Raw genomic sequence first — 23,460 nt, forward strand, 5'->3', positions numbered from 1 at the left:
GGAATCCTCATGAAGCGCCTTTTCCTTGCCACCGCGACGCTTCTCGGTTTGACCGCCGGCGCGCAGGCCGCCGACATGGCTGCGAAAGCCCCCTACTACAAGGCGCCGGTGGTGGCCGTTTACGACTGGAGCGGCTTCTATCTGGGCGTCAACGCGGGCATCGGGCTCGGCCGGGATCGTGCTGTCCATAACGCCGGGGTTTTGGGGACCGAGTCGATTTACCTGTCACCGCAAGGTGCTCTCGGCGGCGGTCAGGTCGGCTACAACTGGCAGACCGGCTCCATGCTCGGCCCGGTCGTCTTCGGCCTCGAAGCCGACATCCAAGGCGCTGGCCTGAGCGATGACCGCACCAATCTGGGCGGCCCGTTGCTGCCGACCGCCTACAATCAGAGGATCGACTGGTTCGGTACGGTTCGCGGCCGCATCGGCCGCGCCACCGGTCCCGTGCTCAGCTACGTCACCGGCGGTTATGCTTACGGCAACGTCAAGACCAGCATCAGCTTCGATAATGCCGGGACGGTGTTCTCGACCAACAAGATCCAGAACGGCTGGGTCGTCGGCAGCGGTGTTGAAGCGGCACTTGGCGGCAACTGGACCGGCAAGATCGAACATCTCTACCTGAACATGGGCAACAACAGCTACGCGTTCGGCCCGCAGACGCTCAACACCGAAGTTCGCGAGAACATCTTTCGCGTCGGGCTGAATTATCGCGTCGGCGGCAACAGCGCTTACGTGCCGGTCGCCGCAGCCGACTGGACCGGCTGGTACCTCGGCGGCAACGTCGGCTCCGGCACCGGCCGCGATCGCAGCAGCCTTGTCAAACCTGCCGACCTTCCCGACGACCCGGGCGCAAACGAGGTCTTCAACCTCGCTCCCGATGGCATCAATGGCGGCGTGCAGCTTGGTTATAACTGGCAGGCCGCGAACTGGGTCTACGGTCTGGAAACCGACATCCAGGCCTCCAGCCAGCGCGATAACAAGACCGTGGTTGGCTTCGGCAGCGTCGCCTATGACGCCAAGTTGCCGTGGTTCGGAACCGTTCGCGGTCGCCTCGGTTACTCGGTCGGTTCGACCTTGTTCTACGCCACCGGCGGTTACGCTTACGGCGGGGTGAAGACCAAAATCAGTGAAGACGGCGTCCAGGCGGTCAATGCCTCGACCACAAGGAGCGGCTGGACCGCGGGCGCGGGTCTCGAAACCCCGTTTCAGCTATTCGGCCTGTTCGGGCCGAACTGGACCTCGAAGGCCGAATATCTCTATGTCGATCTCGGCTCGACCTCGAACACCGTCAACACCACGGTCGCTACCACCAGCGTCACCGAACACATCTTCCGCACCGGCCTGAACTACCACTTCAACACCCCGGTCGTTGCCAGGTACTGATCCCGGCAAACTCCCGAAACTTCAAAACCCCGGCCTCGCGGCCGGGGTTTTTGTTTGTGGGCCCGCCTCCCGCGGACTTCAGAGGTATTGTTGCAAAGTGTGTCCGATTCGCCGCAGACAGCAGGCGCGCAAGCCGCTGATATGCCGGTGAAACCCTACACCAAGGCACCCGCACTGGCGGCGGCCTATGACTGGAGTGGGTTCTATCTGGGCGTCAACGCCGGAGTGGGCGTCGGGCGCGACCTGACCCGACTGTCGATTCCCGCCCGGTCGTCCGAGCAGACCCACCTGTCACCGTTCGGTGCCATCGGCGGCATCCAGGCCGGCTACAACTGGCAGATAAAAAATTGGGTGCTCGGCCTCGAAGCCGACATCCAGGGGGCCGGTCAGCAAGACGACGCCTGCCTGTTCGTCTGTTCAGCGACGAACCGTGTGCAACTCGATCGCAAGCTGGACTGGTTCGGCACCGTACGCGGGCGGATCGGCTACACCACCGGGCCGGTGCTGGGCTATTTCACCGGCGGCTTCGCTTACGGCAACGTGAAGACCAGTATCGTTGAGACCGCGACGCCGGCAACATTCGGCGGCCTGGCACCGGCCGTATCAACCGGCACTTTCGTCAACGAACAGGTCCGCACCGGCTACGCCATCGGCAGCGGCGTCGAAGCCGCGCTCGGCGGCAACTGGACCGGCAAACTCGAATATCTGTATCTGGATCTCGGTTCGCGCACCGGCAGCTATACGTTTGCCACCGTGCCGCACACCGTCGATACCAACTATCGCGACAACATCTTCCGCGCCGGACTGAACTACCGGATCGGCAGCGTCGCCGCCTATGCACCGCCGGCGCCGGCAAACTGGTCGGGCAGCTATGTCGGCGGCAATTTCGGCTCCGGCTACGGCCGCAACCGCAGCTCCTACGCGGTCGGCGCCTATAACGAACAGTTCGACCTCGTCCCGCAGGGCTTCCTCGGCGGCGGGCAGGTTGGCTACAACTGGCAGTCGGGCGCGTGGGTCGCCGGCGTCGAGGCCGATTTCCAGGGATCGACGCAAAAGGACGACAAGGCCTGCCTCACCCTGTGCACCACCGCGCTGTCGATCGCGCTTGACCAGAAACTGTCCTGGCTCGGCAGGGCGCGCGGACGGCTCGGCTATACGGTGGGATCGACACTGTTTTATGCAACCGGCGGCTTTGCCTATGGCGAGGTCAAGACCGACGTTGTTGCCCAAGCCACGACAGGCGGTACCGCCGCCTTCACGTTCAAGAACAGCCGCGGCGGCTGGACCGCCGGCGGCGGCATCGAGCGTCCCATGCAGTTCTTCGGCTGGGCCGCACCGAACTGGACGTCGAAGACCGAGTATCTTTACGTTGATCTCGGACGCAGCACCGGCAGCTTCACCGCGCTCGGCGCGACGCACACGTTTTCAACGAGCGTCACCGAGCACATCTTCCGGACCGGCCTGAACTATCATTTCGACACCCCGGTCATCGCCAGGTTCTGATCCCAACGAACTCCGAAACTTCAAAACCCCGGCCTCGCGGCCGGGGTTTTTGTTTGTGGGGATAGGTGGAACGAACAGCGCCGTTCGATCCGTGTGATGGCGATGGTTGCTAGCCGTGCGGCCTGACCGCCACGGCCACCAGGCCCGGCACCGGCGCACCGGCCTCGGTACGGGCCGAGACGGCCTCCAGGGACAGCAGCGTCAGGCCGGCTGACGCCAGCGCAGCGCGGACGCAGGCGATGCCGTGGGCGTAACGAAGCCCGGCGCCGAGCACGACGCCCTCGCCATTGTGGGTTTCCACGGTGAACGCCAGCAGACCGCCGGGCGTCAGCACGCGCGCGGTCTCGGCCAGCACCGGTGCCAGATCATGCAGATAGATCAGCACATCGGCGCCGAGCACCAGATCGGCGCTGGCGTCGGCGCGGTGACGAAGTCCCTCGACGATCTCAGCCACTTCAAGCTCGGCATACAGACCGGTCGCGTGGGCACGCTCGATCATCCGCGGCGACAGATCGATGCCGATCATGGCGCCGTTGTTGGCGGCGAAGGCGACAGCCGCCAGACCGGTGCCGCAGCCGAGATCGATGCCGCGGGCAAATTGCATCGGACGATCGGCAGCGGCACAGGCCGCGTGGACGGCATCGAACAACACCGCCGGGCCGCGATAGCCCAGCGTCTTCACCAGCGCCATATCGAATTTTGGCGCGTACTGGTCGAACAGCGCGCTGACATAGGTCGGCGGCATCGCCGCCACCGCGACGTCGCCGAGCCGCATCAGCCGCAGCGCGGCGCCGTTGCGGTCGCCCGCATCGGTGCGCCGCGCGCTGCGGAACGCCAGGATCGCGCCTTCGGTGTCGCCGAGCTGTTCCCGGACTTCGCCGAGCACGAACCAGGCGGTGGCAAAGCCCGGGGCGAGGTCGGTGGCCTGCACGAACAGGTCCTCCGCCGCCACCAGATCGCCCTGCACCTGCAGGTCGCGGGCATAGTCGAAGCGGCGGTCCGCGTTCAGATCGCCTGATGACATGAACAGGCGTGCGGGCATGGGGGAACCGATCGGGAGGCGGTGCATTCGTCAGATCAGCCGACTCGAATGAACCCCGCGCGGACCTATATAGCCCAGATGCGTCCACAAGACATTCTTATCCCGGTCCCTGCCGGCCTGTGCTGCAAGCCGGGCGGCTTCCATATCGATCCCGTCCGCCCGGTCGAGCGCGCGGTGATCACCCACGGCCATTCCGACCACGCCCGGCCGGGCCACGGCCACGTGCTGGCGACGCAGGAAACCCTCGACATGATGCGGCTGCGTTATGGCGACAACTTTGCCGGCAGCACGCAGGCGATAGCCTATGGCGAGACGCTGAAACTCGGCGAGGTCACCATCAAGTGCCATCCCGCCGGCCATGTGCTGGGCTCGGCGCAGATCGCCGTCACCTGTAAAGACATCTGCATCGTCGCATCGGGCGACTACAAGGATGCGCCGGACCCGACGTGTGCGGCGTTCGAGGTGGTGCCGTGCGACGTGTTCATCACCGAGGCCACCTTCGGCCTGCCGGTGTTCCGCCATGGCGACGCCGCGCTCGAGGTGAAGAAGCTGCTCGACTCCGTCGCGCTGTTCCCGGAACGCGCGCATCTGGTCGGTGCCTACTCGCTGGGGAAGGCACAACGTGTCATCGCGCTGATCCGCGCCACCGGCTACGACGCACCGATCTACCTGCATGGCGCCATGGAGAAGATCACGCGCTACTACGAAAGCCGCGGCATCGATCTCGGCGACCTTCGCCCGGTCAAGGGGATGAAGAAGGCCGATCTCGCCGGCACCATCACGCTGGCGCCGCCGTCGGCGACGTCGGATGTGTGGACGCGGCGTTTTCCCGATCCGGTGACAGCCTTTGCATCCGGCTGGATGCGGGTCCGCGCCCGTGCCCGCCAGCGCGGCGTCGAACTGCCGCTGGTGATTTCCGACCATGCCGACTGGGACGGGCTGATCGCCACCATCGGCGCCACCGGTGCCGGCGAGATCTGGGTCACCCACGGCCAGGAGGACGCGCTGGTGCACTGGTGCCAGACCAAGGGCCTGCTCGCGCGACCGCTGGCGCTGGTCGGCTATGGCGACGAGGACGAATCGGAAACGCTGCCGGCGGATGAGGCGATGGAGGCATGAACCGCTTCGCCGAACTGCTCGACCGCCTCGCTTACGAGCCCGGCCGCAACAACAAGCTGCGGCTGATCACGTCTTACTTTCGCGAGACCGCCGATCCCGACCGCGGCTATGCGCTGGCGGCGCTGACCGGTGCGCTGTCGTTCAAGCACGCCAAGGCCGGATTGATTCGCGACCTGATCTCCGCGCGTACCGACCCGGTGTTGTTCGCACTGTCCTACGATTATGTCGGCGATCTCTCGGAGACCGTGGCGCTGATGTGGCCGAAGGCGGAGCTGCTGGCCCACAACAATCCGCCGCCGCCGACGCTGACCGAAGTCGTCACCACGTTGCGCACGCTCGGCAAGGCCGAACTGCCGGCACAGCCGGCGCGCTGGCTCGATGAACTCGACGAAACCGGGCGCTGGGCCCTGCTGAAGCTGGTCACCGGCGGCATGCGGATCGGCGTCTCGGCGCGGCTGGCCAAGACCGCCGCAGCGGCGCTCGGCGACAAGGACCCGCACGACGTCGAGCTGATGTGGCCGGGGCTGGCGCCGCCCTATCCGGAACTGTTCGCCTGGCTGGAAGGCCGCGCGGAAAAACCCGTCAATCTCGATCCGGCGCCGTTCCGACCGGTGATGCTGGCGCATGCCATCGAGGACGGCGACTTCACCCATCTCGATCCCACGCACTATATCGCCGAATGGAAATGGGACGGCATCCGCATCCAGGCCGTCAGCGGCCGCGACGACAAGGGCAATATCGTCGCGCGGCTGTACTCGCGCAGCGGCGAGGACATCACCGCGAGCTTTCCCGATCTGCTGCCAAGCCTGCGGCTGCCCGGGGCCATCGACGGCGAGCTGCTGGTGCTGCGCGACAGTCGGGTGCAGTCATTCAACGTGCTGCAGCAGCGGCTGAACCGCAAGGTCGTCTCGGCCAAGCTGATCAAGGACTATCCGATCCATCTGCGCGCCTATGACCTCCTGGGCGATGGCGAGAACGATCTGCGCGAGCTGCCGTTCGAACAGCGCCGCACGAAGCTCGAGGCCTTTGTGAAGCAGCTCGACGATTCCCGCATCGACCTGTCGCCGACGATCCCGTTTGCCGCCTGGGCCGACCTCACCGCCGCCCGCGCCGATCCTGCCAGCGCGGGTGCAGGTGACGACGCCGATGCCGTCGAGGGCGTGATGCTGAAGCGGCGCGACGCCGCCTATCTGCCGGGGCGGCCGAAGGGCCAGTGGTGGAAGTGGAAACGCGATCCGCATATCATCGACGCCGTGCTGATGTATGCGCAGCGGGGCCACGGCAAGCGCTCGTCCTATTATTCGGATTACACGTTCGGCGTCTGGACCGCGGGCGAAGGCGGCGACCAGCTGGTGCCGGTGGGCAAGGCCTATTTCGGCTTCACCGACGAGGAACTGCTGCAGATCGACCGCTTCGTCCGCCGCAACACCACCGAGAAATTCGGACCGGTGCGCCACGTGGTGCACGAGCCGGATCAGGGCCTTGTGCTGGAAGTCGCGTTCGAGGGCCTGGCGCGCTCGCCTCGGCACAAGTCCGGCGTCGCTATGCGGTTTCCGCGCATCAGTCGACTGCGCTGGGACAAGCCGCCGGCGGAAGCGGATCGGCTCGAGACGCTGGAGCGCCTGCTGAAGGCGGAGGCACAGGAGGTGTCACCCTCCCCGGCTCTCATCCCTGCGAAAGCAGGGATCCAGTAAACGCTGTCGGTTGCGCATGAGCGCGGCTGCCGGCGTTTACTGGGTCGCCCGGTCCTTGCGCGCAATTGCGCGCCGGCCGGGCGACGACAGGGAGTGAGCGGTGGCAACGCGTCGATAGACCATCCAGGTTTCCCATTCAGCCCGAACCGCCTATGATCAAGACGCGATTTCGCGCCCAGGAGACGATGATGCAGAACGATGTCCGCGACGTGCCGGTGCGCCAACAAGACGGCCTCTCGCGCTTCCTCGGCGGCTCGCCGCTGGCGGTGCTTGGGCGCCTTGTGCTGCTGTCGATCCTGGTCGGCGTGGTGCTCGCGGCCATCGGCCTCGACCCATGGAACATCGTCACCAGCATCCGCCGCCTGTTCCAGTGGATCTATGACCTCGGCTTCGACGCGGTTACCGGGCTGTGGCGCTATTTCCTGCTCGGCGCCGTGATCGTGGTGCCGATCTGGCTGATCTCGCGGATGTTCAGCGCACCGCGCGGCCGATAGATCCGACGCAGAATGCTGGTGTCTCCGACAAGACCGGTCGGTCACCGGCGCGTCTTTGCCATCGCCGGCCCGGCGATGCTGGCCAATCTCACCACGCCGCTGCTCGGCATCGTCTCCACCACCGCGGTCGGCCAGCTCGGCGATCCGCATCTGCTGGGCGGCGTGGCCATGGCCTCGATCGCCTTCGACTGCATCTTCTGGCTGTTCGGCTTTTTGCGCATGGCGACGGTGGCGTTCACCGCGCAGGCGCTCGGCGCCGGTGACCGCATCGAGGTGCGCGCGATCCTGCTGCGCGCGCTGATGCTGGGGGCGGCGATCGGACTGACCCTGATCGTGCTGCGCACGCCGCTGGGCGCGCTGGTGTTCGGCATCATGGGCGGCAGCGACGCCGTCACCTCAGCCGCCAAGACCTACTTCTTCATCCGGCTGTGGTCGGCGCCGCTGATGCTCGGCAACTACGTGATTCTCGGCTGGCTGGTCGGCCAGGCCCGCACCGGCATCGCACTGACCCTGCAGGTCAGCATCAATCTCATCAACATGGCGCTCACCGCATTGCTGGTGTTGCGACTCGGCTTCGGCATATCGGGCGCCGCGCTGGCTACCGTGACCGCCGAGACCATCGGCTTCACCGCGGGCGTCGTCGTGGTGTGGCGCATGCTCGACGCAAATGCGCGCGTGTCGCGCGCCGTCCTGTTCGACCGCGAACGGCTGCTGCGATTGTTCGCGGTCAACCGCGACATCATGATCCGCACCGCGGCACTGATCGCGGCGTTTCTGTTTTTCACCGCCCAGGGCGCGCGCGCCGGCGACCTGACCCTGGCCGCCAATGCGGTGCTGAACAACTTCGTGATGATCGGTTCGTTCTTTCTCGATGGCCTCGCCACCGCCGCCGAGCAATTATGCGGCCAGGGATTTGGCGCGCGTGACCGCCGGCAATTCGGCCGCGCGGTCCAGCTGGTGCTGGGCTGGAGCGCTGCCTTCGGCGTCGGCGTCACACTGTTGTTCGCAATATTTGGAAATTCACTCATCGACATCATTACCGCCAGCCCGGAGGTGCGCTTCGCCGCGCGCGAGTTCATGATCCTGGCAGCGCTGGCGCCGGCCTGCGGCGTGCTGGCCTACGCTTTTGACGGCATCTACATCGGCGCGGCCTGGGCGCGCGACATGCGCAACCTGATGCTGGCGGCGCTGGCGATCTATGTCGCCGCCTGGTACGTGCTGGCGCCGCTCGGCAATGCCGGCCTGTGGATTGCGTTCCTGGCATTCCTGCTGTCGCGCGGCGTGCTGCAGGCCTGGCGTTATCCGGCGATGGTCAGGACGTCGTTCCAATAGCCGCAGCAAATTGAAATCCATAGAATCCGTTCAGTCCCTTTATCCAGCTGTTTACGACGTCGCCGACTGTTAGCATTTGTCCTCTTCGCGAACTCGGGAGTGGCGAGATACCGTTGCGCTTTCGAAACAATGGAGAGTGCAAATGTGTGATGCTTGTCCTGATCTCGGAATGTCTCGTCGAAAATTCTTCCAGGCTGGCGCCGGCGTGCTGGCAGCCGCTTCGCTGCCCACCCTGGCCAGTGCGCAGCCGGTAGCAGCTGCGGACACACCCGACGCGGCGCTCAACCTGCTGATGGAAGGCAATGCGCGCTACGTCGCCAACCAGATGCGCGAACGGGACTTTTCCGCGGGACGCGTCTCCCGCACGCAGGGGCAGGCGCCCTTCGCGGCGATCCTGGGCTGCGCCGATTCACGCGTGGCACCGGAACTGGCGTTCGACCAGGGCCCCGGCGACTTGTTCATCGTCCGGGTCGCCGGCAACTTCGTCACGCCGGACGGCCTCGGGAGCCTGGAATACGGCGCCGCCGTGCTGGGCACCAAGGTGATCATGGTGCTCGGTCACAGCAATTGCGGCGCCGTCAATGCCACCATTGGCGCGCTGCAGAAGGGCAATACGCTTCCGGGCCACATCGCGGATCTGGTGCGGGCGATGAAACCCGGCATCGAGCCGGTCTTGAAGCAGCCCGGCCAGGACCTGCCCGAGCGGGCCGTCGTCGCCAATGTGAAGCAGAACGTTCAGCGGCTGCAAAAGGCCAAACCGATTCTGGCCGAGATGGTCGCCAAGGGAAAAATTCGCGTGGTCGGCGCCGTCTACGATCTCGCGACCGGAAAGGTCGCACTCGTTTAGCGCCCGTCCCGGCCCGCCTCAGGCAGATCGACGATTTCGATCGTCGATCTCACACCGGCCAGTCTTCCGCCGTCAGCGTCGCCGCATCGGCGCCGACGATTTCGGACAGCGAATCGCGACCGGTGCGCAGCAGCGTCGAGACCAGATCGGCCTTGATGCTGTCGACCAGACCGAGGCCTTTATAGACCAGCGCCGAATAGAGCTGGATCAGGCTGGCGCCGGCGCGGATTTTTGTCAGCGCCGCGCCGCCGGAATCGATGCCGCCGGCGCCGATCAGCGGGAACGCGCCTTCGACGCGCACATAGGTCTCCGCCACCATCCGCGTCGACAGCCGGAACAGCGGCCGGCCGGACAGGCCACCCTGCTCCTTGGCCCGCGCCTGCTCGCGCAACGTCGTGGGCCGACCGAGCGTGGTGTTGGAGACGATCATGCCATCGACTTTTCGCGAACGCGCGATGTGCACGACATCGTCGAGATCGGCGAGGCTGAGATCGGGTGCGATCTTCAGCAGCACCGGCGAATCGCCGGCGTTCTTCTGAACGCGCTCGCGGGCGTCGATCACTTTTGCGAGCAGATCGTCGAGCGCTGCCGCCTGCTGCAGGTTGCGCAGGCCGGGCGTGTTCGGCGACGACACGTTGACGGTGAAGTAGCTCGCCACCGGCGCGAAGGTCTCGATCAGCCGGACATAGTCATCGACGCGATCGGCGGAATCCTTGTTGGCGCCGACATTGACCCCGACGATGCCGCCATGCTGCGCCCGCGCCGCCAGCCGGCGCAGCACGACCTCGGCGCCGTCATTGTTGAAACCGAGACGGTTGATGATCGCCTCGTCGCGCTCAAGCCGGAAGATCCGCGGCCTGGCATTGCCGGCCTGCGGCTTCGGCGTCACCGTGCCGATTTCAGCAAAGCCGAAGCCCAGCCGCAGCAGCGCGTCCGGCACCTCGGCATTCTTGTCGAAGCCCGGCGCGATGCCGATCGGATTGGGAAAGTTCAGGCCGAAGGCACGTACCGCCAGCTTCGGATCGTCGGGCCGTGGCTTCGACGGCGGCAGCAGCCGCAGGCCCTGGATAGCGAGGCGGTGCGCGTCTTCCGGATCGAACCAGCGCAGCAGCGGCAAGGAGAGGGCGTCGAAGGCGCGGATCACGATTGGAGCTCCGGAATGTCATGGGTGCCATCGGAGCGCAGGCGCAACTCCAGCACCTCGGTCACGGCGCCGAGATCGAGTTCGCCGTAGAGATGCGGAAACAGCGCGCCACCTCGCGACGGCTCCCAGCGCAACAGCGCATCGTCGAGCACATCGGCGTCCACCGCGACCAGGAAGAGTCCGGGCTGGCCGAAGAAGTACTTCCTTGCGGTTTCCGCCACTTGCGATGCGGTGGAAAAATGGATGAAGCCGTCACGCAGATCGTCGGCGCTGCCGCGATAGGCGCCCTGCCGTTCGGCCTCGCGCCAGGCCGAAGCCGGACAGATTTTATAGATGATGCGCACCCGGCCGGACTTCCCGTCTGTTCGTCAATTCCCCGCAATTCCTTGAGAATTCGGCAGAATTCCCGAACATTGCGGAGTTGTTAGGATCTGCCGACCGTATCGGCGGCACCGCCTTACTTCAAGCTTGGTATTTTTTGGCGAATGGTGATTGCAAATTCTCTGGAAGCAAGGCAATAATTCCTAAATTCCGCCATGATTCCCCGTCCGGTCGCTTGCGACGGACAACCCGGACCGACGCACATGCTAAGCCATGATCAGATCTGGAACGCCCTCGACCGCCTCGCCGAACGCAACGGCCTTTCACCGTCCGGCCTTGCGAAGAAAGCCGGCCTGGACGCCACCACCTTCAACAAATCCAAGCGCATCACCAATGACGGTCGCGAGCGCTGGCCTTCCACCGAATCGGTGTCCAAGGCGCTGACCGCCACCGGCGTCAGCATCGACAATTTCGTGCAGCTGATCGACGGCGTGGCGCGCTCGGTGCAGTCGGTGCCGCTGCTCGGCTTCGCCCAGGCCGGCGCCGGCGGCTATTTCGACGACGGCGGCTTTCCGGTCGGCAAGGGCTGGGACGAGGTCGGGCTGCCGTCCGTGAATGACGAACACGCTTATGCGCTGGAGATCTCCGGCGACTCGATGAAGCCGGCCTATCGCGACGGCGACGTCATCGTGGTGTCGCCGGGCGCCCAGATCCGCAAGGGCGACCGCGTGGTGGTCAAGACCACCGGCGGCGAGGTGATGGTCAAGGAGCTGAAGCGCCGGACCACCAAGACGCTCGAACTGGCATCGCTGAATCCGAATCACGTCGACCGCACCATCCCGGCCGCCGACGTGGAGTGGATCGCCCGGATCGTGTGGGCGAGCCAATAAGTCCAAATCGGAACTTTTTGGAACTTTCACGGAAAACACCGGTTCCGGGTTCCACGAATCAGCTATCGGGTTCCCATTCCATAAACGGGGAACCCGCCATGAATCGCCGCCACATGCTCAAGGCCCTCGCCGGCCTCGCTCTTTGCCCGGTCTGCACCACCACTTCAGGTTTTGCTGCGGAAGGTCACCACTGGAGTTATGACGGCGACGGCGGTCCGTCGCACTGGGGCGATCTCGACGCCGACAGCAAGGTCTGCGCGATCGGTGCGCAACAGTCTCCGCTGGACATCGGCACCACGGTCAAATCGCAACTGCCGCCCCTGCAGATCAAGTGGGGCCACACGGCCGATACCATCATCAACAACGGCCATACGATCCAGCTGAACTTCGCCCCCGGCAGCACGCTGCAACTGGACAAGACCACCTACAAGCTGCTGCAGGTGCACTTCCACCGTCCCAGCGAGCACATGATCGGCGGCAAGAATTTTCCGATGGAAGCGCACTTTGTGCACCGTTCGGATGCGGGTGCCCTCGCGGTGGTCGGCGTCCTGATGACGACCGGCAAGCCGAATGCCGCCTTCCGCAAGATCGTCGCAACCATGCCGGCGACCGAAGGCCCTGCGGTGAAGGCCGATGCCGGCATCGATCCCAACGCCCTGGTGCCGGCCAAGCGCGGCTATTATCGCTATCCCGGTTCGCTCACCACGCCGCCGTGCTCGGAAATCGTCGAATGGCTGGTGCTGACCGAGCCGATGCAGGTAGCCGCCGCGGACGTCGCGAGCTTCGCGAAACTCTATCCGATGAACGCCCGCCCGGCGCAGAAGGACAATCGCCGCTACGTGCTGCGGTCGAGCCTGTAGCCGCTGCATCCCTTCCCCTCCAAAAAGGGGGGAAGGGACAGGCGCCTAAGCGGTTCTTGCCAGCGTGCCGTCGATCATCGCGATGGCGTTGGGCACGCCGTAGACCGCAACGAACGAACCGAAGCGCGGCCCCTTCTCCTGGCCGAGCAACACCTGGTACAGCATGTTGAACCAGTCGAGCGAGACGCCGGGCTTGCCGTCCTTGGCCGCCTTCTTGTGGTCGAGGAACGGCTCGCGACGCCCGATCTCGTAGACAATGTCCTGGATCTGCTCGGCGGTCGCCTCTGCCGGCAGTTGCGACAGCGCATCGCGCAGGTCCTGCAGCGCCACGCGCTCGGCCTCGGTCGGCTCGCGGAACGTCTTGGTCGGCGCCACGAAGTCCCGATAATAGTTGATGGCGTAGCCGACGATGGCATCCAGCTTGGGATGGGTCTGCGCCGTCACGCCGGGCCGGTAGCGGGCGATGAAGCCCCACAGCGTCTCGGCATTCTCCGCATTGGATGACGACACCAGCGTCAGCAAGAGCTGGAAGGTGACCGGCATGTCCGACTTCGGCGGATGGCCGGCATGGATGTGCCAGACCGGATTGCTGAGCTGCTGCTTGCCGTCCTGGCGCGAAAACCCGTCGAGGAACTGCTGGTAGTCGTCGACGGCGCGCGGGATGACGTCGAAATACAATCGCTTCGCCGCCTTGGGTTCGCGGTACATGAACAGCGACAGCGATTCCGGCGACGCATAACGCAGCCATTCGTCGATGGTCAGGCCATTGCCCTTCGACTTGGAGATCTTGCCGCCCTTGTCGTCGAGGAACAGCTCGTAGATGAAGCTTTCCGGCGGGGTGCCGCCGATCGCCGAACAGATCTTGCTGGACAGCTTGACCGAGTCGATCAGGTCCTTGCCGGCCATTTCATAGTCGATGCCGAGCGCCGTCCAGCGCATCGCCCAGTCGGCCTTCCACTGACATTTGACATGACCGCCGGTGACCGGGGTCTCGACTTCCTCGTTCGTGTCCGGATCGACATAGGTCACCGTGCCAGCGCCGACGTCGCGGCGGATCATCGGCACCTGCAGCACCACGCCGGTGGTCCTGCTGATCGGCAGGAAGGGCGAATAGGTCGCGCGGCGATCCGGTCCCAGGGTCGGCAGGATCACATCCATGACCTTGTCATAGACCGCAAGCATCTTCAGCAGCGTGGCGTCGAAACGGCCGGATGTGTAGTACTCGGTCGACGAGGCGAATTCGTAGTCGAAGCCGAAATGATCGAGGAACGCGCGCAGCCGCGCATTGTTGGCGGCGCCGAACGACGGATATTCGTTGGAGAACGGATCCGGGACGCGCGACAGCGGCTTGCCCAGATGCGCGGTCAGCATGTCCTTGTTGGGCACGTTGTCCGGGACCTTGCGCAAGCCGTCCATGTCGTCGGAAAACGCAATCAGCCTGGTCTTGATCTTGTCCTCGGTGAGGACGCGAAAGGCGTGACGCACCATGGTGGTGCGCGCCACTTCGCCGAAAGTGCCGATATGCGGCAGGCCCGACGGGCCGTAGCCGGTCTCGAACAGCACTTCGTCCTTGGGCTTTTTCTTCAGCCTGTTCACCAGCGCTTTCGCCTGCTCGAACGGCCAGGCGTTGGATGTTTCGGCGAGCGCGCGCAGGTCGCTCGGGCTGGGCAAATCAATCGTGGACATCAGAAGGCCTCCGGGCCGCGCAAACTAGGCGGGTCAGCGTCGAAATGCAAAACCGCAATGGTCGGGTGAATTCAGAACGGACTGACGGAGAAATACCGCAGCCACAGATCGGTGTAGCGGCCTTTTTCCCAAAGCCGGAACAGGGCCCAGTTCAGCGCCTGGCGCAAAGTATCGTTGCCCTTGCGCACTGCGATGCCGACGCCTTCGCCGAAATAGCGGCTCTCGATGAACGGGCCGCCGCTGAAGGCGCAGCAATCGGCGGAATCTGTGCCGTTGATCCAGAACGCCAGCGAGATGGCGTCGCCGAAGATGAAGTCGACTTCGCCGCGCTTCAGCGCCTGGCGCATGGCGTCGTCATTCGGGTAGCTCACCAGCACGGCGTCGGTGAACATCGTCTTGAGATAGGCCTCGTGCGAGGATCCGCTGATGGCCCCGACCTTCTTGCCCTCGAGATATTCGGGCCGGATTTCCGCCATCACCGAGGTCTTGCGCGACACGAAACGCGCCGGCGCGCGGTAATAGGGATCGGTGAAGTCGACCCGGGCGCGGATCTGCGGGGTTACCGCCAATGAGGCGATGATGGCATCGCCGCGGTTGCTGGCGACGGCGTCCAGCAAGGTCTCGAAGCGGCGCATCTGGATGGTGCAGGTGGCCTTGATCTCCTCGCACAGCAGCCGCGCCAGATCGACGTTGAAGCCGGCCGGATTGCCGTCGGGGCCGGTGAAATTGAACGGCGGATAGTCGGTCTCGGTCAGGAAGCGGATCACGGTGATGCGCGACAGGTCGGGACGGTCCGGACGCCGCCGCGGGTCCCAGAATCCAGGCACAGCCTGCGGCCCCGGCTGCGTCACCGCAGACGCCGGCGCCTGCGCAGCGGCGGGACGCACCGATGCCACAAGCGCCGTCAGCAGCAGGCCGGTCCCCGCGAGAGCGACGATCGGCCGGAGCAGTCTTTGATTGATGAGGTTTTCTATCTGTGATTGCATACAGCGCGCTTCTGATTGCCTGGTCTTATAGACCATCCGGCGCCAGAGGCGAGTGGCGTTTGCGTGGCGGGGGCGTCGCATGGCCAGGCTGGACCGCGTCGGGGATCGCAGGTCGGGCGCGATGTGGCCGCACGCGGCATCGGCACAACAAGCCTGCGTCGGGGAATTGCCGTCGTTTCTCGCCGCAAGGGCGGGCGCGGTCCCGGCCGGCAATGACAACCTGCGCCACCTCTGCGATCGCGGACCGGCCTATGAACTGGACTGCCTGCGGCATGTGCTGGCCCCGGATCTGCTGCAGCGCGCCGAGCGCCGCGCCGGCCACCTCGGCATCGGTGCCGACCAGGTGCTGATCCAATGGGGCATGATCGACGACACCGCGTACCTGAGGCACCTGTCGCAGCACACCGGCATCGCCATCGACGAATTGCTCGATGTCGACCGCAGCGATCTGCTGCTGCGCGACGGGCAGATCGCGGCGGCAGCCGCTTCCGGCATGGTCCAGCTGCGCAGGGATGGCCGGCTTGTCCTGGCGATCGCGCCGCGCAACCTCACCGCCCGCTCGATCTGCCGGGCCGTGGCGGCCGATCCTGCCCTGACGCGCAGCATGCGGCTGACGTCGGAGGCCGCCCTCCGGCGCTTGCTCCTGCAGCAGGGCGGTGCCGCGCTGGCCCGCAGTGCGGCACGTGGCGTCAGCGACAGCTATTCGTCGATGTCGGCGGCGCCCGGCCTGGACGACAGGGTGTGGCGTGGACGCCTGAAACGCGGAGCGGCCGTCGGCGCAGTTGCGCTATTGCCGCCGCTGATGATCCCGGCCGCCTGGTGGACCCTGCTGGCGCTGTGTTTCCTCGGCTTCGTGATGCTGCGTCTCGTCGCGTGTTGTTGGCCGCGACCGCGGCGACTGCCGATGGCGCGGCTGCCGGACGACCGGCTGCCGATCTACACGACCATCGCACCGCTCTTCCGTGAGGCGGACTGCGTCGCTCCCCTGATGCGGGTCATCGACGCGCTCGACTACCCCCATGAGAAGCTCGATGTCATCCTCGTCGTCGAGCCTGACGATCCGGCAACTCTTGCGGCGATCGCACAGCTCGGGCCGAGGCCGCATCTCCGGGTCCTGGTCGCCCCGGCGGTGGCACCGCAAACCAAGCCGAAAGCCCTGAACTGGGCGCTGCCGTTTGCGCGCGGGAGCTTCATCGCGGTGTTCGATGCGGAAGACCTCCCGGAGACCGGTCAGTTGCGAGCCGCACTCGACGCGTTTCGCAGCTCCGATGCCAGGGTCGCCTGCGCCCAGGCCAGCCTGTGCATCGACAACGAGACCCATAGCTGGCTGTCGCGGACCTTTGCCGTCGAATATGCCGGCCAGTTCGATGCGGTGCTGCCAGGGCTGTCGGCCATGGGGTTGCCGCTTCCGCTCGGCGGCTCGTCGAACCATTTCCGCACGTCGGTGCTGCGCTCGGTGCGCGGCTGGGACGCCTTCAACGTTACCGAAGACGCCGATCTCGACTTCCGGCTCGCCCGTTTCGGACATCGCTCGGTCACCTTCGACTCGACCACCTTCGAGGAGGCGCCCATCCACTTTCGCGCGTGGCGGCGGCAACGCTCGCGCTGGATGAAGGGCTGGCTGCAGACCTGGTGCGTGCACATGCGCCATCCGCGACGGCTGTGGGGTGACGCCGGCCCCGGCGGATTTTTCGCGCTCAACATGATCGCAGGCGGCAATGTGCTGACCGCGCTGGCCTATCCTGCCATGGTGCTTGGAATGGCGATGCGCGCGCTCGGCCACTTTTCAGGGTCGCCGCCTGCCGTGCCGGCGGCGCTCTATGCCCTCGTGATCGCCGCGACCTGCCTTTCCACGATTGCGGTCGGGCTGATCGGCACCGGGCGGCGCGGTCGCCGGCGCGACCTCTGGATCCTGGCCATGACGCCGCTGTATTGGGGATGCCTGTCGGTCGCAGCGTGGCGCGCGGTAGCCCAGTTCGTCTGGGTCCCCTATCGTTGGGAGAAGACCGAGCACGGCGTTGTCCGGCGGACCGGCAGCGCTCCGGCCTCACCTGCTCCCTTGCAACACGACGCCAGCGTTCAAAGATAACGCTTGAGATCCGTCGCCGCTTCTTCCGGCTTGCGCTTGAGATTGAACGGCGCGACGAATTTTCCGTCGCGGTCCATCAGATAGATCAGTGCGGTGTGATCCATGGTGTAGTCGCCATCCTTCAGCGGCACCTTCTTGGCATAGACCCGGAAGCCGGAGATTACCTTTGCCACCGCGGCCTCGTCGCCGGTCAGCCCCTTGAGATGCGGATCGAAGCTCGACAGATAGTCCTTCATGGCCGCCTTGGTATCGCGCTCGGGATCGACCGAGACGAAATAGGCGTTGACGCGATCGGCGTCGGGACCCATCGCGCGCAGCACTTCGGATATCTCGAACAGCGACGTCGGGCAGATGTCCGGGCAATGGGTGAAGCCGAAGAAGATCAGCGTCGGCTTGCCCTTGAGGCTGGCCTCGGTGACGGTCTGGCCGGTCTGGTCGCTGAGCTGGAACGGCCCGCCGATGGCCGCCGGTGCGGCGACCTTTTGCAGGCCACCGACCAGCCACAACACCACGAGCAACCCGGCCGCGAGGCTGGCGGCAAAGGCCGCGATCACGACCAGTGGCCGGGTGGTTGAATCCGACATGCGATGTCCCTTGAATTGGCTCAGATGCAGGCCGCGATGCCCGACTTGATCATCTCGAAAAACACTGCGGTGCCATAATGCACCCACAGTGCGGCGGCGCCGACCACGAGCACGACCGCAAACACCGCGGTCGCGGCGACGATCGCAAAGGCCACGCCGGAGGGTTGCACCGGGCTCAGGCTGTCTCGGGCGGGTACGGGCTGGGCCATGCGGGCATCTCGATGAACGGCGACAACCGGCGCGCCGTCATGGCGACCGGTCGATCAGTTCCAGATAGGCTCAGATGCGACCTTGGGCAAGCGCGACCGGTGCCGCTCCGATCACGTCATCATGATGGCGTGTCCGGCTCAGCGCACCGACGCCTGGGCGTCCATATAGCAGGGCTTGTACATGCCCGCGAGCTGACGACCGCGCAGGAAGATCATGTGCGGGGTCAGCCCGCCGCGCCGCGCGATCCAGCGGCGCACCGGCGTGGGATACATGGAGTACAGCATCTGCGTCGCTTCGGGATTGGTCACTGCCCGGCCGTTGGAGCCGACATCCCAGGCGGCGTGGAAGCCGAGATTGGCGTTGGAAGTCACGCAGATCTTGTCGTGCGGAACGGCGCCGAGCACGATGGTGCAGGCCGAGGCGCAGAGCCCGTCGATGATCACGGTCTCGCCGGAGCTGCGCAGGCCCTGATATTTGTCGACGTAGGTTCCGATCCTGCCGCCGCGGTCATCCGCAATGCGGACCACGGCATGACTTGCCCCGATACCCGCGAACAATAAGACCGCCGCGAGCAGCCCCGTAACCAACCTCATGACCAGCCCCAGTTCAAACCTAAGTCCAAAACCCGACGATCCGAATCTGTCCCGGTGATGCAGGACGATGCCAGCGTGTTGCGATATCGATTTTTTGTCCAGACGAACGCGATGGCTCAAATGCGATTCAAATGAAGTGTTGCACGCAAGATGCACCCGTCGCGTCGGGGGTCCCAAACTGGAACAGCCATTGACCGCTGCGCACGGTCCGCGCTTCAATCGGAGCAACGATAAAAACGGGGAACGCAATGGCTGACGATGCTGACGTCATCGTGGTCGGCGGCGGGCTCGCCGGCCTGGTGGCCGCGACCGAGGTCGCCGACGCCGGCAAGCACGTCATCGTGCTGGATCAGGAGGGCGAACAGAATCTCGGCGGCCAGGCGTTCTGGTCGTTCGGCGGACTGTTCCTGGTGGACTCGCCGGAGCAACGCCGGCTTGGCATCAAAGACAGCGTCGAGCTTGCGATGCAGGACTGGGCCGGTTCCGCCGGCTTCGACCGCGACGATGATCACTGGCCACGGCGCTGGGCGGAGGCCTACATCGCCTTCGCCGCCGGCGAAAAACGCAGCTGGTTGCGCGCCATGGGCCATCGGATCTTCCCGGTGGTCGGGTGGGCCGAGCGCGGCGGCTACGACGCCATGGGCCACGGCAATTCAGTACCCAGGTTCCATGTCACCTGGGGCACCGGACCCGGCGTGATCGAGCCGTTCGTGCGCCGCGCCCGCGAAGCCCAGGCAAAGGGGCTGCTGAGCTTCCGGTTTCGCCATCGCATCGATGCGCTCGGCATGAGCAACGGCACGGTCGACGGCGTCAGCGGCGCGATCCTGGAGCCGACCAACGTGGCGCGCGGCGAGATCAGTTCGCGCGTCGTGACCGGCAACTTCTCACTGCGGGCGCAGGCGGTCATCGTTGCCTCCGGCGGCATCGGCGGCAATCACGAGCTAGTGCGGCAGAACTGGCCGTCGCGATTGGGTGCGCCGCCGGCGCGCATGATCTCCGGCGTGCCCGCCCATGTCGACGGCCGCATGATCGGCATCACCGAAGCCGCCGGCGCGCGGCTGATCAACCGCGACCGCATGTGGCATTATGTGGAAGGCCTGCAGAACTGGAATCCGATCTGGCCGATGCACGGCATCCGTATCCTGCCGGGCCCCTCTTCCCTGTGGTTCGACGCCACCGGCAAGCGGCTGCCGTCGCCGCTGTTTCCGGGCTCCGATACGCTCGGGCGGCTGCAATACATCCAGTCGACCGGCTACGATTATTCCTGGTTCGTGCTGACCCAGAGCATCATCAAGAAGGAATTCGCGCTGTCGGGTTCCGAGCAGAATCCCGACCTTACCGGCAAGAGCTGGCGGATGACCCTGAAGCGCGCCACCAACAAGGGGGCGCCGGCGCCGGTGGAAGCGTTCAAGCGGCACGGCGTGGATTTCGTGGTGCGCGACACGCTGGAGGATCTGGTCACCGGCATGAATGCGCTGAGCGGCGACAACCTGCTCAAGCTCGATCATCTGCGCGCGCAGATCGAGGCGCGCGACCGCGCCATCGCCAATCCTTATGTCAAGGACACCCAGGTGATGAACCTGCACAACGCGCGCAAATATATCGGCGACCGGCTGATCCGCACCGCCAGACCGCACCGCATCCTCGATCCCGCCCATGGGCCGCTGATCGCGGTGCGGCTGAACATACTGACCCGGAAGACGCTGGGCGGCTTCGAGACCGATCTCGACGCCCGGGTGTTCGGGCAGCACGGCCAGATCATGCCCGGCCTCTATGCGGCCGGCGAGGCCGCGGGCTTCGGCGGCGGCGGAATGCATGGATACCGCTCGCTGGAGGGCACATTCCTGGGCGGCTGCCTGTTCTCAGGACGCAATGCCGGCCGGGCAGCGGCGGCGGACATCGGATAGGACGCGTCGTGCCGCAACGGGAACTTAGACCAAAATAGTAAAATAATATGACTAGTCAGCTCTATCCCGGCGTGTAATAGATTTGCGCACACGAGGCGCTCGCAGAAGCGCCATTGCACATCGGGAGAGACACTCATGACACGCAAGATCCTGACGACCCTGCTTGCCGCCACTGCCCTTGCCGGGTTTGCCTTCAGCGCCTCCGCCGCCCAGTTGACCATCGGATTTTCGCAGATCGGTTCGGAATCCGGCTGGCGCGCCGCGGAGACCTCGGTCTCCAAGTCCGAAGCCAAGAAGCGCAACATCACCCTCAAGATCGCCGACGCCCAGCAGAAACAGGAGAACCAGATCAAGGCGATCCGTTCCTTCGTCGCGCAGAAGGTCGATGCCATCTTCCTCGCGCCGGTGGTCTCCACCGGTTGGGACGCGGTGCTGAAAGAAGCCAAGGAAGCCAAGATTCCCGTCGTGCTGCTCGACCGCGACATCGATCCGTCGGGCAAGGACCTCTATCTGACCGCGGTAACCTCCGACAGTGTGCATGAAGGCGAGGTCGCCGGCGACTGGCTGGCCAAGACCGTCGGCAGCAAGGCCTGCAACATCGTCGAGCTGCAGGGCACGGTGGGCGCCAGCGTTGCCGCCAACCGCAAGAAGGGTTTCGATACCGCCATCGCCAAGCATGCCAACCTCAAGGTGGTGCGCAGCCAGACCGGCGATTTCACCCGCGCCAAGGGCAAGGAAGTGATGGAGAGCTTCATCAAGGCCGAAGGCGGCGGCAAGAATATCTGCGCGGTCTACGCCCATAACGACGACATGATGGTCGGCGCGATCCAGGCCATGAAGGAAGCCGGCCTCAAGCCCGGCAAGGATATCCTCACCGTCTCCATCGACGCCGTGCCGGACATCTTCAAGGCGATCGCCGCCGGCGAAGCCAACGCCACCGTCGAACTGACCCCGGACATGGCGGGACCCGCCTTCGACGCCATCGTCGCCTTTAAGGACAAGGGCACCGTGCCGCCGAAGTGGATCCAGACCGAATCCAAGCTCTACACGGCGGCCGATAATCCGCAGAAGGTCTACGATAGCAAGAAGGGCCTCGGCTACTGAGCGCCGGAGCGTGACCTCTGGCTGTCATTCCGGGTCTGAGCCTTCGTCGGCGACGTCGACCAGGCACCTCCCGGAATGGCAGCCTACGTTTCGACCTTTTTGAGCCGTTGCCTGTCCTGCAGCGGCGATGAGTATCAAGCCTATGCCTGCGCTCGCTGACCTCTCCCCGCCTTTGCTGCAAACCAGCGGGCTCACCAAGAGTTTCGCCGGCGTCCGCGTGCTCGACGGCGTCGACATCACGCTGCGCGCCGGCGAGATCCACGCCTTGCTGGGCGAAAATGGCGCCGGCAAATCGACACTGATCAAGCTGGTCACCGGCGTCGTGGCACGGGACAGCGGCATCGTCCGGCTCGACAGCGTCGAGATCGCGCCGCGTTCGGCGGACGCCGCCCAGCAGGCGGGCATCGCCACCGTGTATCAGGAGGTCAACCTGCTGCCCAACCTGTCGGTGGCGCAGAACCTGTTTCTCGGCCGGCAGCCGACGCGATTCGGCTTCGTGCGCGACACAGAGATGCGCCGCCGCGCCTCGCTGCTGCTGAAGGAATTCGGGCTCGACATCGATGTGTCAGCACCGCTCGGCGACTATTCGGTCGCGGTACAGCAGATCACCGCCATCGCGCGGGCCGTCGACATGTCGGCGCGGGTGCTGATTCTCGATGAACCCACCGCCAGCCTCGACAAGCACGAGGTCGAAATCCTGTTCGCCGTGATGCGCCAGCTCGCCAGCCGCGGCATCGGCGTGTTGTTCGTTACGCATTTCCTGGATCAGGTTTACGCCATCAGCGACCGCATCACCGTGCTGCGCAACGGCCGGCTGGTCGGCGAGCGCGAGACTGCAAGTCTGCCGCGCATGGAGCTGGTACACATGATGCTCGGCCGCGAGCTCAGCGATGTCACCGCCGAACGCGTCCACACTCCCGCCGACACCGCACGCGCGCCCTATGCGTCGTTCCATCAGTTCGGCAAAGCCGGCTACGTCGCGCCGTTCGATCTCGAATTGCGCAGCGGCGAAGTGGTCGGCCTCGCCGGGCTGCTGGGCTCCGGGCGCACGGAAACGGCGCGCCTCGTCTTCGGCGTCGAACGCGCCGATGCCGGCGCCGCGATCGTGAATGGCCGGCCGGCGCGGCTGCATTCGCCGCGCGACGCCGTGAAGCTCGGCTTCGGCTACTGTCCCGAAGAGCGCAAGACCGACGGCATCGTGGCCGAGCTGACCGTGCGCGAAAATATCGTGCTGGCGCTGCAGGCACGACGCGGCATGCTGAAGCCGCTGTCGCGCCGCGAACAGGACGACATCGCAAATCGTTTCATCAAACTGCTCGACATTCGCCCGGCCGATCCGGAGCGCCCCATCGGTCTGTTGTCCGGCGGCAACCAGCAGAAGGCGCTGCTGGCGCGCTGGCTGGCCATCGAACCGCGCCTGCTGATCCTCGACGAACCGACCCGCGGCATCGACGTCGGCGCCCACGCCGAAATCATCCGGCTGATCCAGAAACTGTGCGCCGACGGGCTGGCCTTGCTGGTGATTTCCTCGGAGCTCGAGGAGATCGTCACCTATGCCGACGAGGTGATCGTGCTGCGCGAGCGCGCGCACGTCGCGTCGCTGGCCGGCGACGCCATCAACGTAACGTCGATCGTCGCGGCCATCGCCGCCGATCAGCACGCGGCATAAGGG

General features: G+C 65.4%; 21 protein-coding genes. 13 read left to right on the plus strand and 8 right to left on the minus strand.

All coding sequences use genetic code 11. The annotated features are described in order from the left end of the window. Window positions 1–9 precede the first annotated feature (9 nt). Complete coding sequence (locus ACUXVA_RS03470; RefSeq protein WP_265081572.1) at window positions 10–1,383, plus strand: outer membrane protein; 1,374 nt, start codon at window positions 10–12, stop codon at window positions 1,381–1,383. Between the two features lie 141 nt (window positions 1,384–1,524). Beyond that, window positions 1,525–2,886: an outer membrane protein gene (locus ACUXVA_RS03475; protein ID WP_265081571.1), complete on the plus strand. Its 1,362-nt coding sequence runs from the start codon at window positions 1,525–1,527 to the stop codon at window positions 2,884–2,886. Between the two features lie 109 nt (window positions 2,887–2,995). Here ACUXVA_RS03475 and ACUXVA_RS03480 read toward each other — a convergent pair whose 3' ends face one another. Further along, window positions 2,996–3,928 carry a class I SAM-dependent DNA methyltransferase gene (locus ACUXVA_RS03480; protein ID WP_265081570.1) on the minus strand — a complete coding sequence of 311 codons (933 nt, stop codon included), beginning with the start codon at window positions 3,926–3,928 and terminating at the stop codon, window positions 2,996–2,998. A 78-nt stretch (window positions 3,929–4,006) separates the two neighbouring features. Here ACUXVA_RS03480 and ACUXVA_RS03485 point away from each other — a divergent pair, with 78 nt between their 5' ends. From ACUXVA_RS03485 to ACUXVA_RS03505, 5 genes are all read left to right on the plus strand, one after another. Next, window positions 4,007–5,047: a ligase-associated DNA damage response exonuclease gene (locus ACUXVA_RS03485; RefSeq protein ID WP_265081569.1), complete on the plus strand. Its 1,041-nt coding sequence runs from the start codon at window positions 4,007–4,009 to the stop codon at window positions 5,045–5,047. Further along, the gene (locus tag ACUXVA_RS03490; RefSeq protein WP_445490848.1) at window positions 5,044–6,741 is read left to right on the plus strand and encodes an ATP-dependent DNA ligase; all 1,698 of its coding nucleotides are present in this window, start codon (window positions 5,044–5,046) and stop codon (window positions 6,739–6,741) included. The genes ACUXVA_RS03485 and ACUXVA_RS03490 overlap by 4 nt, the downstream gene beginning before the upstream one ends. Window positions 6,742–6,929: 188 nt before the next feature. Beyond that, window positions 6,930–7,235, plus strand: a complete 306-nt coding sequence (locus tag ACUXVA_RS03495; RefSeq protein ID WP_265083536.1) for a DUF6460 domain-containing protein — start codon at window positions 6,930–6,932, stop codon at window positions 7,233–7,235. A 12-nt stretch (window positions 7,236–7,247) separates the two neighbouring features. Continuing rightward, window positions 7,248–8,567: an MATE family efflux transporter gene (locus ACUXVA_RS03500; RefSeq protein ID WP_265081567.1), complete on the plus strand. Its 1,320-nt coding sequence runs from the start codon at window positions 7,248–7,250 to the stop codon at window positions 8,565–8,567. A gap of 142 nt (window positions 8,568–8,709) precedes the next feature. Continuing rightward, window positions 8,710–9,414, plus strand: coding sequence for a carbonic anhydrase (locus ACUXVA_RS03505; RefSeq protein ID WP_265081566.1), 705 nt, complete (start codon window positions 8,710–8,712; stop codon window positions 9,412–9,414). A gap of 49 nt (window positions 9,415–9,463) precedes the next feature. Here ACUXVA_RS03505 and ACUXVA_RS03510 read toward each other — a convergent pair whose 3' ends face one another. Together ACUXVA_RS03510 and ACUXVA_RS03515 are read right to left on the minus strand one after the other, a co-directional pair. Continuing rightward, window positions 9,464–10,558, minus strand: a complete 1,095-nt coding sequence (locus ACUXVA_RS03510; protein WP_265081565.1) for a quinone-dependent dihydroorotate dehydrogenase — start codon at window positions 10,556–10,558, stop codon at window positions 9,464–9,466. Further along, on the minus strand, window positions 10,555–10,902 hold the full coding sequence (locus ACUXVA_RS03515; RefSeq protein WP_445490851.1) for a DUF952 domain-containing protein: 348 nt from the start codon (window positions 10,900–10,902) through the stop codon (window positions 10,555–10,557). Before ACUXVA_RS03515 ends, ACUXVA_RS03510 begins: the two co-directional genes overlap by 4 nt. A 240-nt stretch (window positions 10,903–11,142) precedes the next feature. Here ACUXVA_RS03515 and ACUXVA_RS03520 point away from each other — a divergent pair, with 240 nt between their 5' ends. Both ACUXVA_RS03520 and ACUXVA_RS03525 read left to right on the plus strand, forming a co-directional pair. Next, window positions 11,143–11,769, plus strand: a complete 627-nt coding sequence (locus ACUXVA_RS03520) for a S24 family peptidase (protein WP_265081563.1) — start codon at window positions 11,143–11,145, stop codon at window positions 11,767–11,769. Between the two features lie 98 nt (window positions 11,770–11,867). After that, the gene (locus tag ACUXVA_RS03525; protein WP_265081562.1) at window positions 11,868–12,629 is read left to right on the plus strand and encodes a carbonic anhydrase; all 762 of its coding nucleotides are present in this window, start codon (window positions 11,868–11,870) and stop codon (window positions 12,627–12,629) included. Window positions 12,630–12,674: 45 nt separating this feature from the next. On the opposite strand, the gene ACUXVA_RS03530 is transcribed toward ACUXVA_RS03525, so the two are convergent. Together ACUXVA_RS03530 and ACUXVA_RS03535 are read right to left on the minus strand one after the other, a co-directional pair. Continuing rightward, window positions 12,675–14,315, minus strand: a complete 1,641-nt coding sequence (locus ACUXVA_RS03530; protein ID WP_265081561.1) for a lysine--tRNA ligase — start codon at window positions 14,313–14,315, stop codon at window positions 12,675–12,677. Between the two features lie 71 nt (window positions 14,316–14,386). Then, window positions 14,387–15,301, minus strand: a complete 915-nt coding sequence (locus tag ACUXVA_RS03535) for a transporter substrate-binding domain-containing protein (protein WP_265081560.1) — start codon at window positions 15,299–15,301, stop codon at window positions 14,387–14,389. Window positions 15,302–15,380: 79 nt separating this feature from the next. Between ACUXVA_RS03535 and ACUXVA_RS03540 the strand changes: the two genes are divergently transcribed. Continuing rightward, a complete protein-coding gene (locus ACUXVA_RS03540) occupies window positions 15,381–17,390 on the plus strand; it encodes a glycosyltransferase (RefSeq protein ID WP_445490854.1) in 2,010 nt (669 codons plus the stop codon). Here the strand turns inward: ACUXVA_RS03540 and ACUXVA_RS03545 are convergent. The 3 genes from ACUXVA_RS03545 to ACUXVA_RS03555 form a co-directional block, all read right to left on the minus strand. Beyond that, entirely contained in the window at window positions 17,381–17,974 is a 594-nt protein-coding gene (locus ACUXVA_RS03545; RefSeq protein WP_265081558.1) for an SCO family protein, read from the minus strand. The two genes, ACUXVA_RS03540 and ACUXVA_RS03545, sit on opposite strands and share 10 nt — an antisense overlap. Before the next feature lie 20 nt (window positions 17,975–17,994). After that, window positions 17,995–18,183 (minus strand): hypothetical protein, encoded by a 189-nt coding sequence (locus tag ACUXVA_RS03550; protein WP_265081557.1) that lies wholly within the window; start codon window positions 18,181–18,183, stop codon window positions 17,995–17,997. 138 nt (window positions 18,184–18,321) lie between these two features. After that, window positions 18,322–18,777, minus strand: coding sequence for a hypothetical protein (locus tag ACUXVA_RS03555; protein ID WP_265081556.1), 456 nt, complete (start codon window positions 18,775–18,777; stop codon window positions 18,322–18,324). A gap of 248 nt (window positions 18,778–19,025) precedes the next feature. Between ACUXVA_RS03555 and ACUXVA_RS03560 the strand changes: the two genes are divergently transcribed. The 3 genes from ACUXVA_RS03560 (at window position 19,026) to ACUXVA_RS03570 (ending at window position 23,457) form a co-directional block, all read left to right on the plus strand. Further along, window positions 19,026–20,684 (plus strand): FAD-binding dehydrogenase, encoded by a 1,659-nt coding sequence (locus tag ACUXVA_RS03560; RefSeq protein ID WP_445490857.1) that lies wholly within the window; start codon window positions 19,026–19,028, stop codon window positions 20,682–20,684. Between the two features lie 135 nt (window positions 20,685–20,819). Further along, window positions 20,820–21,788: a galactofuranose ABC transporter, galactofuranose-binding protein YtfQ gene (ytfQ, locus tag ACUXVA_RS03565; protein ID WP_265081555.1), complete on the plus strand. Its 969-nt coding sequence runs from the start codon at window positions 20,820–20,822 to the stop codon at window positions 21,786–21,788. Between the two features lie 127 nt (window positions 21,789–21,915). Continuing rightward, the gene (locus ACUXVA_RS03570) at window positions 21,916–23,457 is read left to right on the plus strand and encodes a sugar ABC transporter ATP-binding protein (protein ID WP_265081554.1); all 1,542 of its coding nucleotides are present in this window, start codon (window positions 21,916–21,918) and stop codon (window positions 23,455–23,457) included. Window positions 23,458–23,460: the final 3 nt, after the last annotated feature.

The organism is Rhodopseudomonas sp. RCAM05734 (assembly GCF_052658035.1).

Bases quoted from the DNA above. Each gene is read 5' to 3' on its own strand.
- ACUXVA_RS03470 (WP_265081572.1), top strand. From the start codon at position 10: ATGAAGCGCCTTTTCCTTGCCACCGCGACGCTTCTCGGTTTGACCGCC.
- ACUXVA_RS03475 (WP_265081571.1), top strand. From the start codon at position 1,525: ATGCCGGTGAAACCCTACACCAAGGCACCCGCACTGGCGGCGGCCTAT.
- ACUXVA_RS03480 (WP_265081570.1), bottom strand. From the start codon at position 3,928: ATGCCCGCACGCCTGTTCATGTCATCAGGCGATCTGAACGCGGACCGC.
- ACUXVA_RS03485 (WP_265081569.1), top strand. From the start codon at position 4,007: ATGCGTCCACAAGACATTCTTATCCCGGTCCCTGCCGGCCTGTGCTGC.
- ACUXVA_RS03490 (WP_445490848.1), top strand. From the start codon at position 5,044: ATGAACCGCTTCGCCGAACTGCTCGACCGCCTCGCTTACGAGCCCGGC.
- ACUXVA_RS03495 (WP_265083536.1), top strand. From the start codon at position 6,930: ATGCAGAACGATGTCCGCGACGTGCCGGTGCGCCAACAAGACGGCCTC.
- ACUXVA_RS03500 (WP_265081567.1), top strand. From the start codon at position 7,248: ATGCTGGTGTCTCCGACAAGACCGGTCGGTCACCGGCGCGTCTTTGCC.
- ACUXVA_RS03505 (WP_265081566.1), top strand. From the start codon at position 8,710: ATGTGTGATGCTTGTCCTGATCTCGGAATGTCTCGTCGAAAATTCTTC.
- ACUXVA_RS03520 (WP_265081563.1), top strand. From the start codon at position 11,143: ATGCTAAGCCATGATCAGATCTGGAACGCCCTCGACCGCCTCGCCGAA.
- ACUXVA_RS03525 (WP_265081562.1), top strand. From the start codon at position 11,868: ATGAATCGCCGCCACATGCTCAAGGCCCTCGCCGGCCTCGCTCTTTGC.
- ACUXVA_RS03530 (WP_265081561.1), bottom strand. From the start codon at position 14,315: ATGTCCACGATTGATTTGCCCAGCCCGAGCGACCTGCGCGCGCTCGCC.
- ACUXVA_RS03535 (WP_265081560.1), bottom strand. From the start codon at position 15,301: ATGCAATCACAGATAGAAAACCTCATCAATCAAAGACTGCTCCGGCCG.
- ACUXVA_RS03540 (WP_445490854.1), top strand. From the start codon at position 15,381: ATGGCCAGGCTGGACCGCGTCGGGGATCGCAGGTCGGGCGCGATGTGG.
- ACUXVA_RS03545 (WP_265081558.1), bottom strand. From the start codon at position 17,974: ATGTCGGATTCAACCACCCGGCCACTGGTCGTGATCGCGGCCTTTGCC.
- ACUXVA_RS03550 (WP_265081557.1), bottom strand. From the start codon at position 18,183: ATGGCCCAGCCCGTACCCGCCCGAGACAGCCTGAGCCCGGTGCAACCC.
- ACUXVA_RS03555 (WP_265081556.1), bottom strand. From the start codon at position 18,777: ATGAGGTTGGTTACGGGGCTGCTCGCGGCGGTCTTATTGTTCGCGGGT.
- ACUXVA_RS03560 (WP_445490857.1), top strand. From the start codon at position 19,026: ATGGCTGACGATGCTGACGTCATCGTGGTCGGCGGCGGGCTCGCCGGC.
- ytfQ (WP_265081555.1), top strand. From the start codon at position 20,820: ATGACACGCAAGATCCTGACGACCCTGCTTGCCGCCACTGCCCTTGCC.
- ACUXVA_RS03570 (WP_265081554.1), top strand. From the start codon at position 21,916: ATGAGTATCAAGCCTATGCCTGCGCTCGCTGACCTCTCCCCGCCTTTG.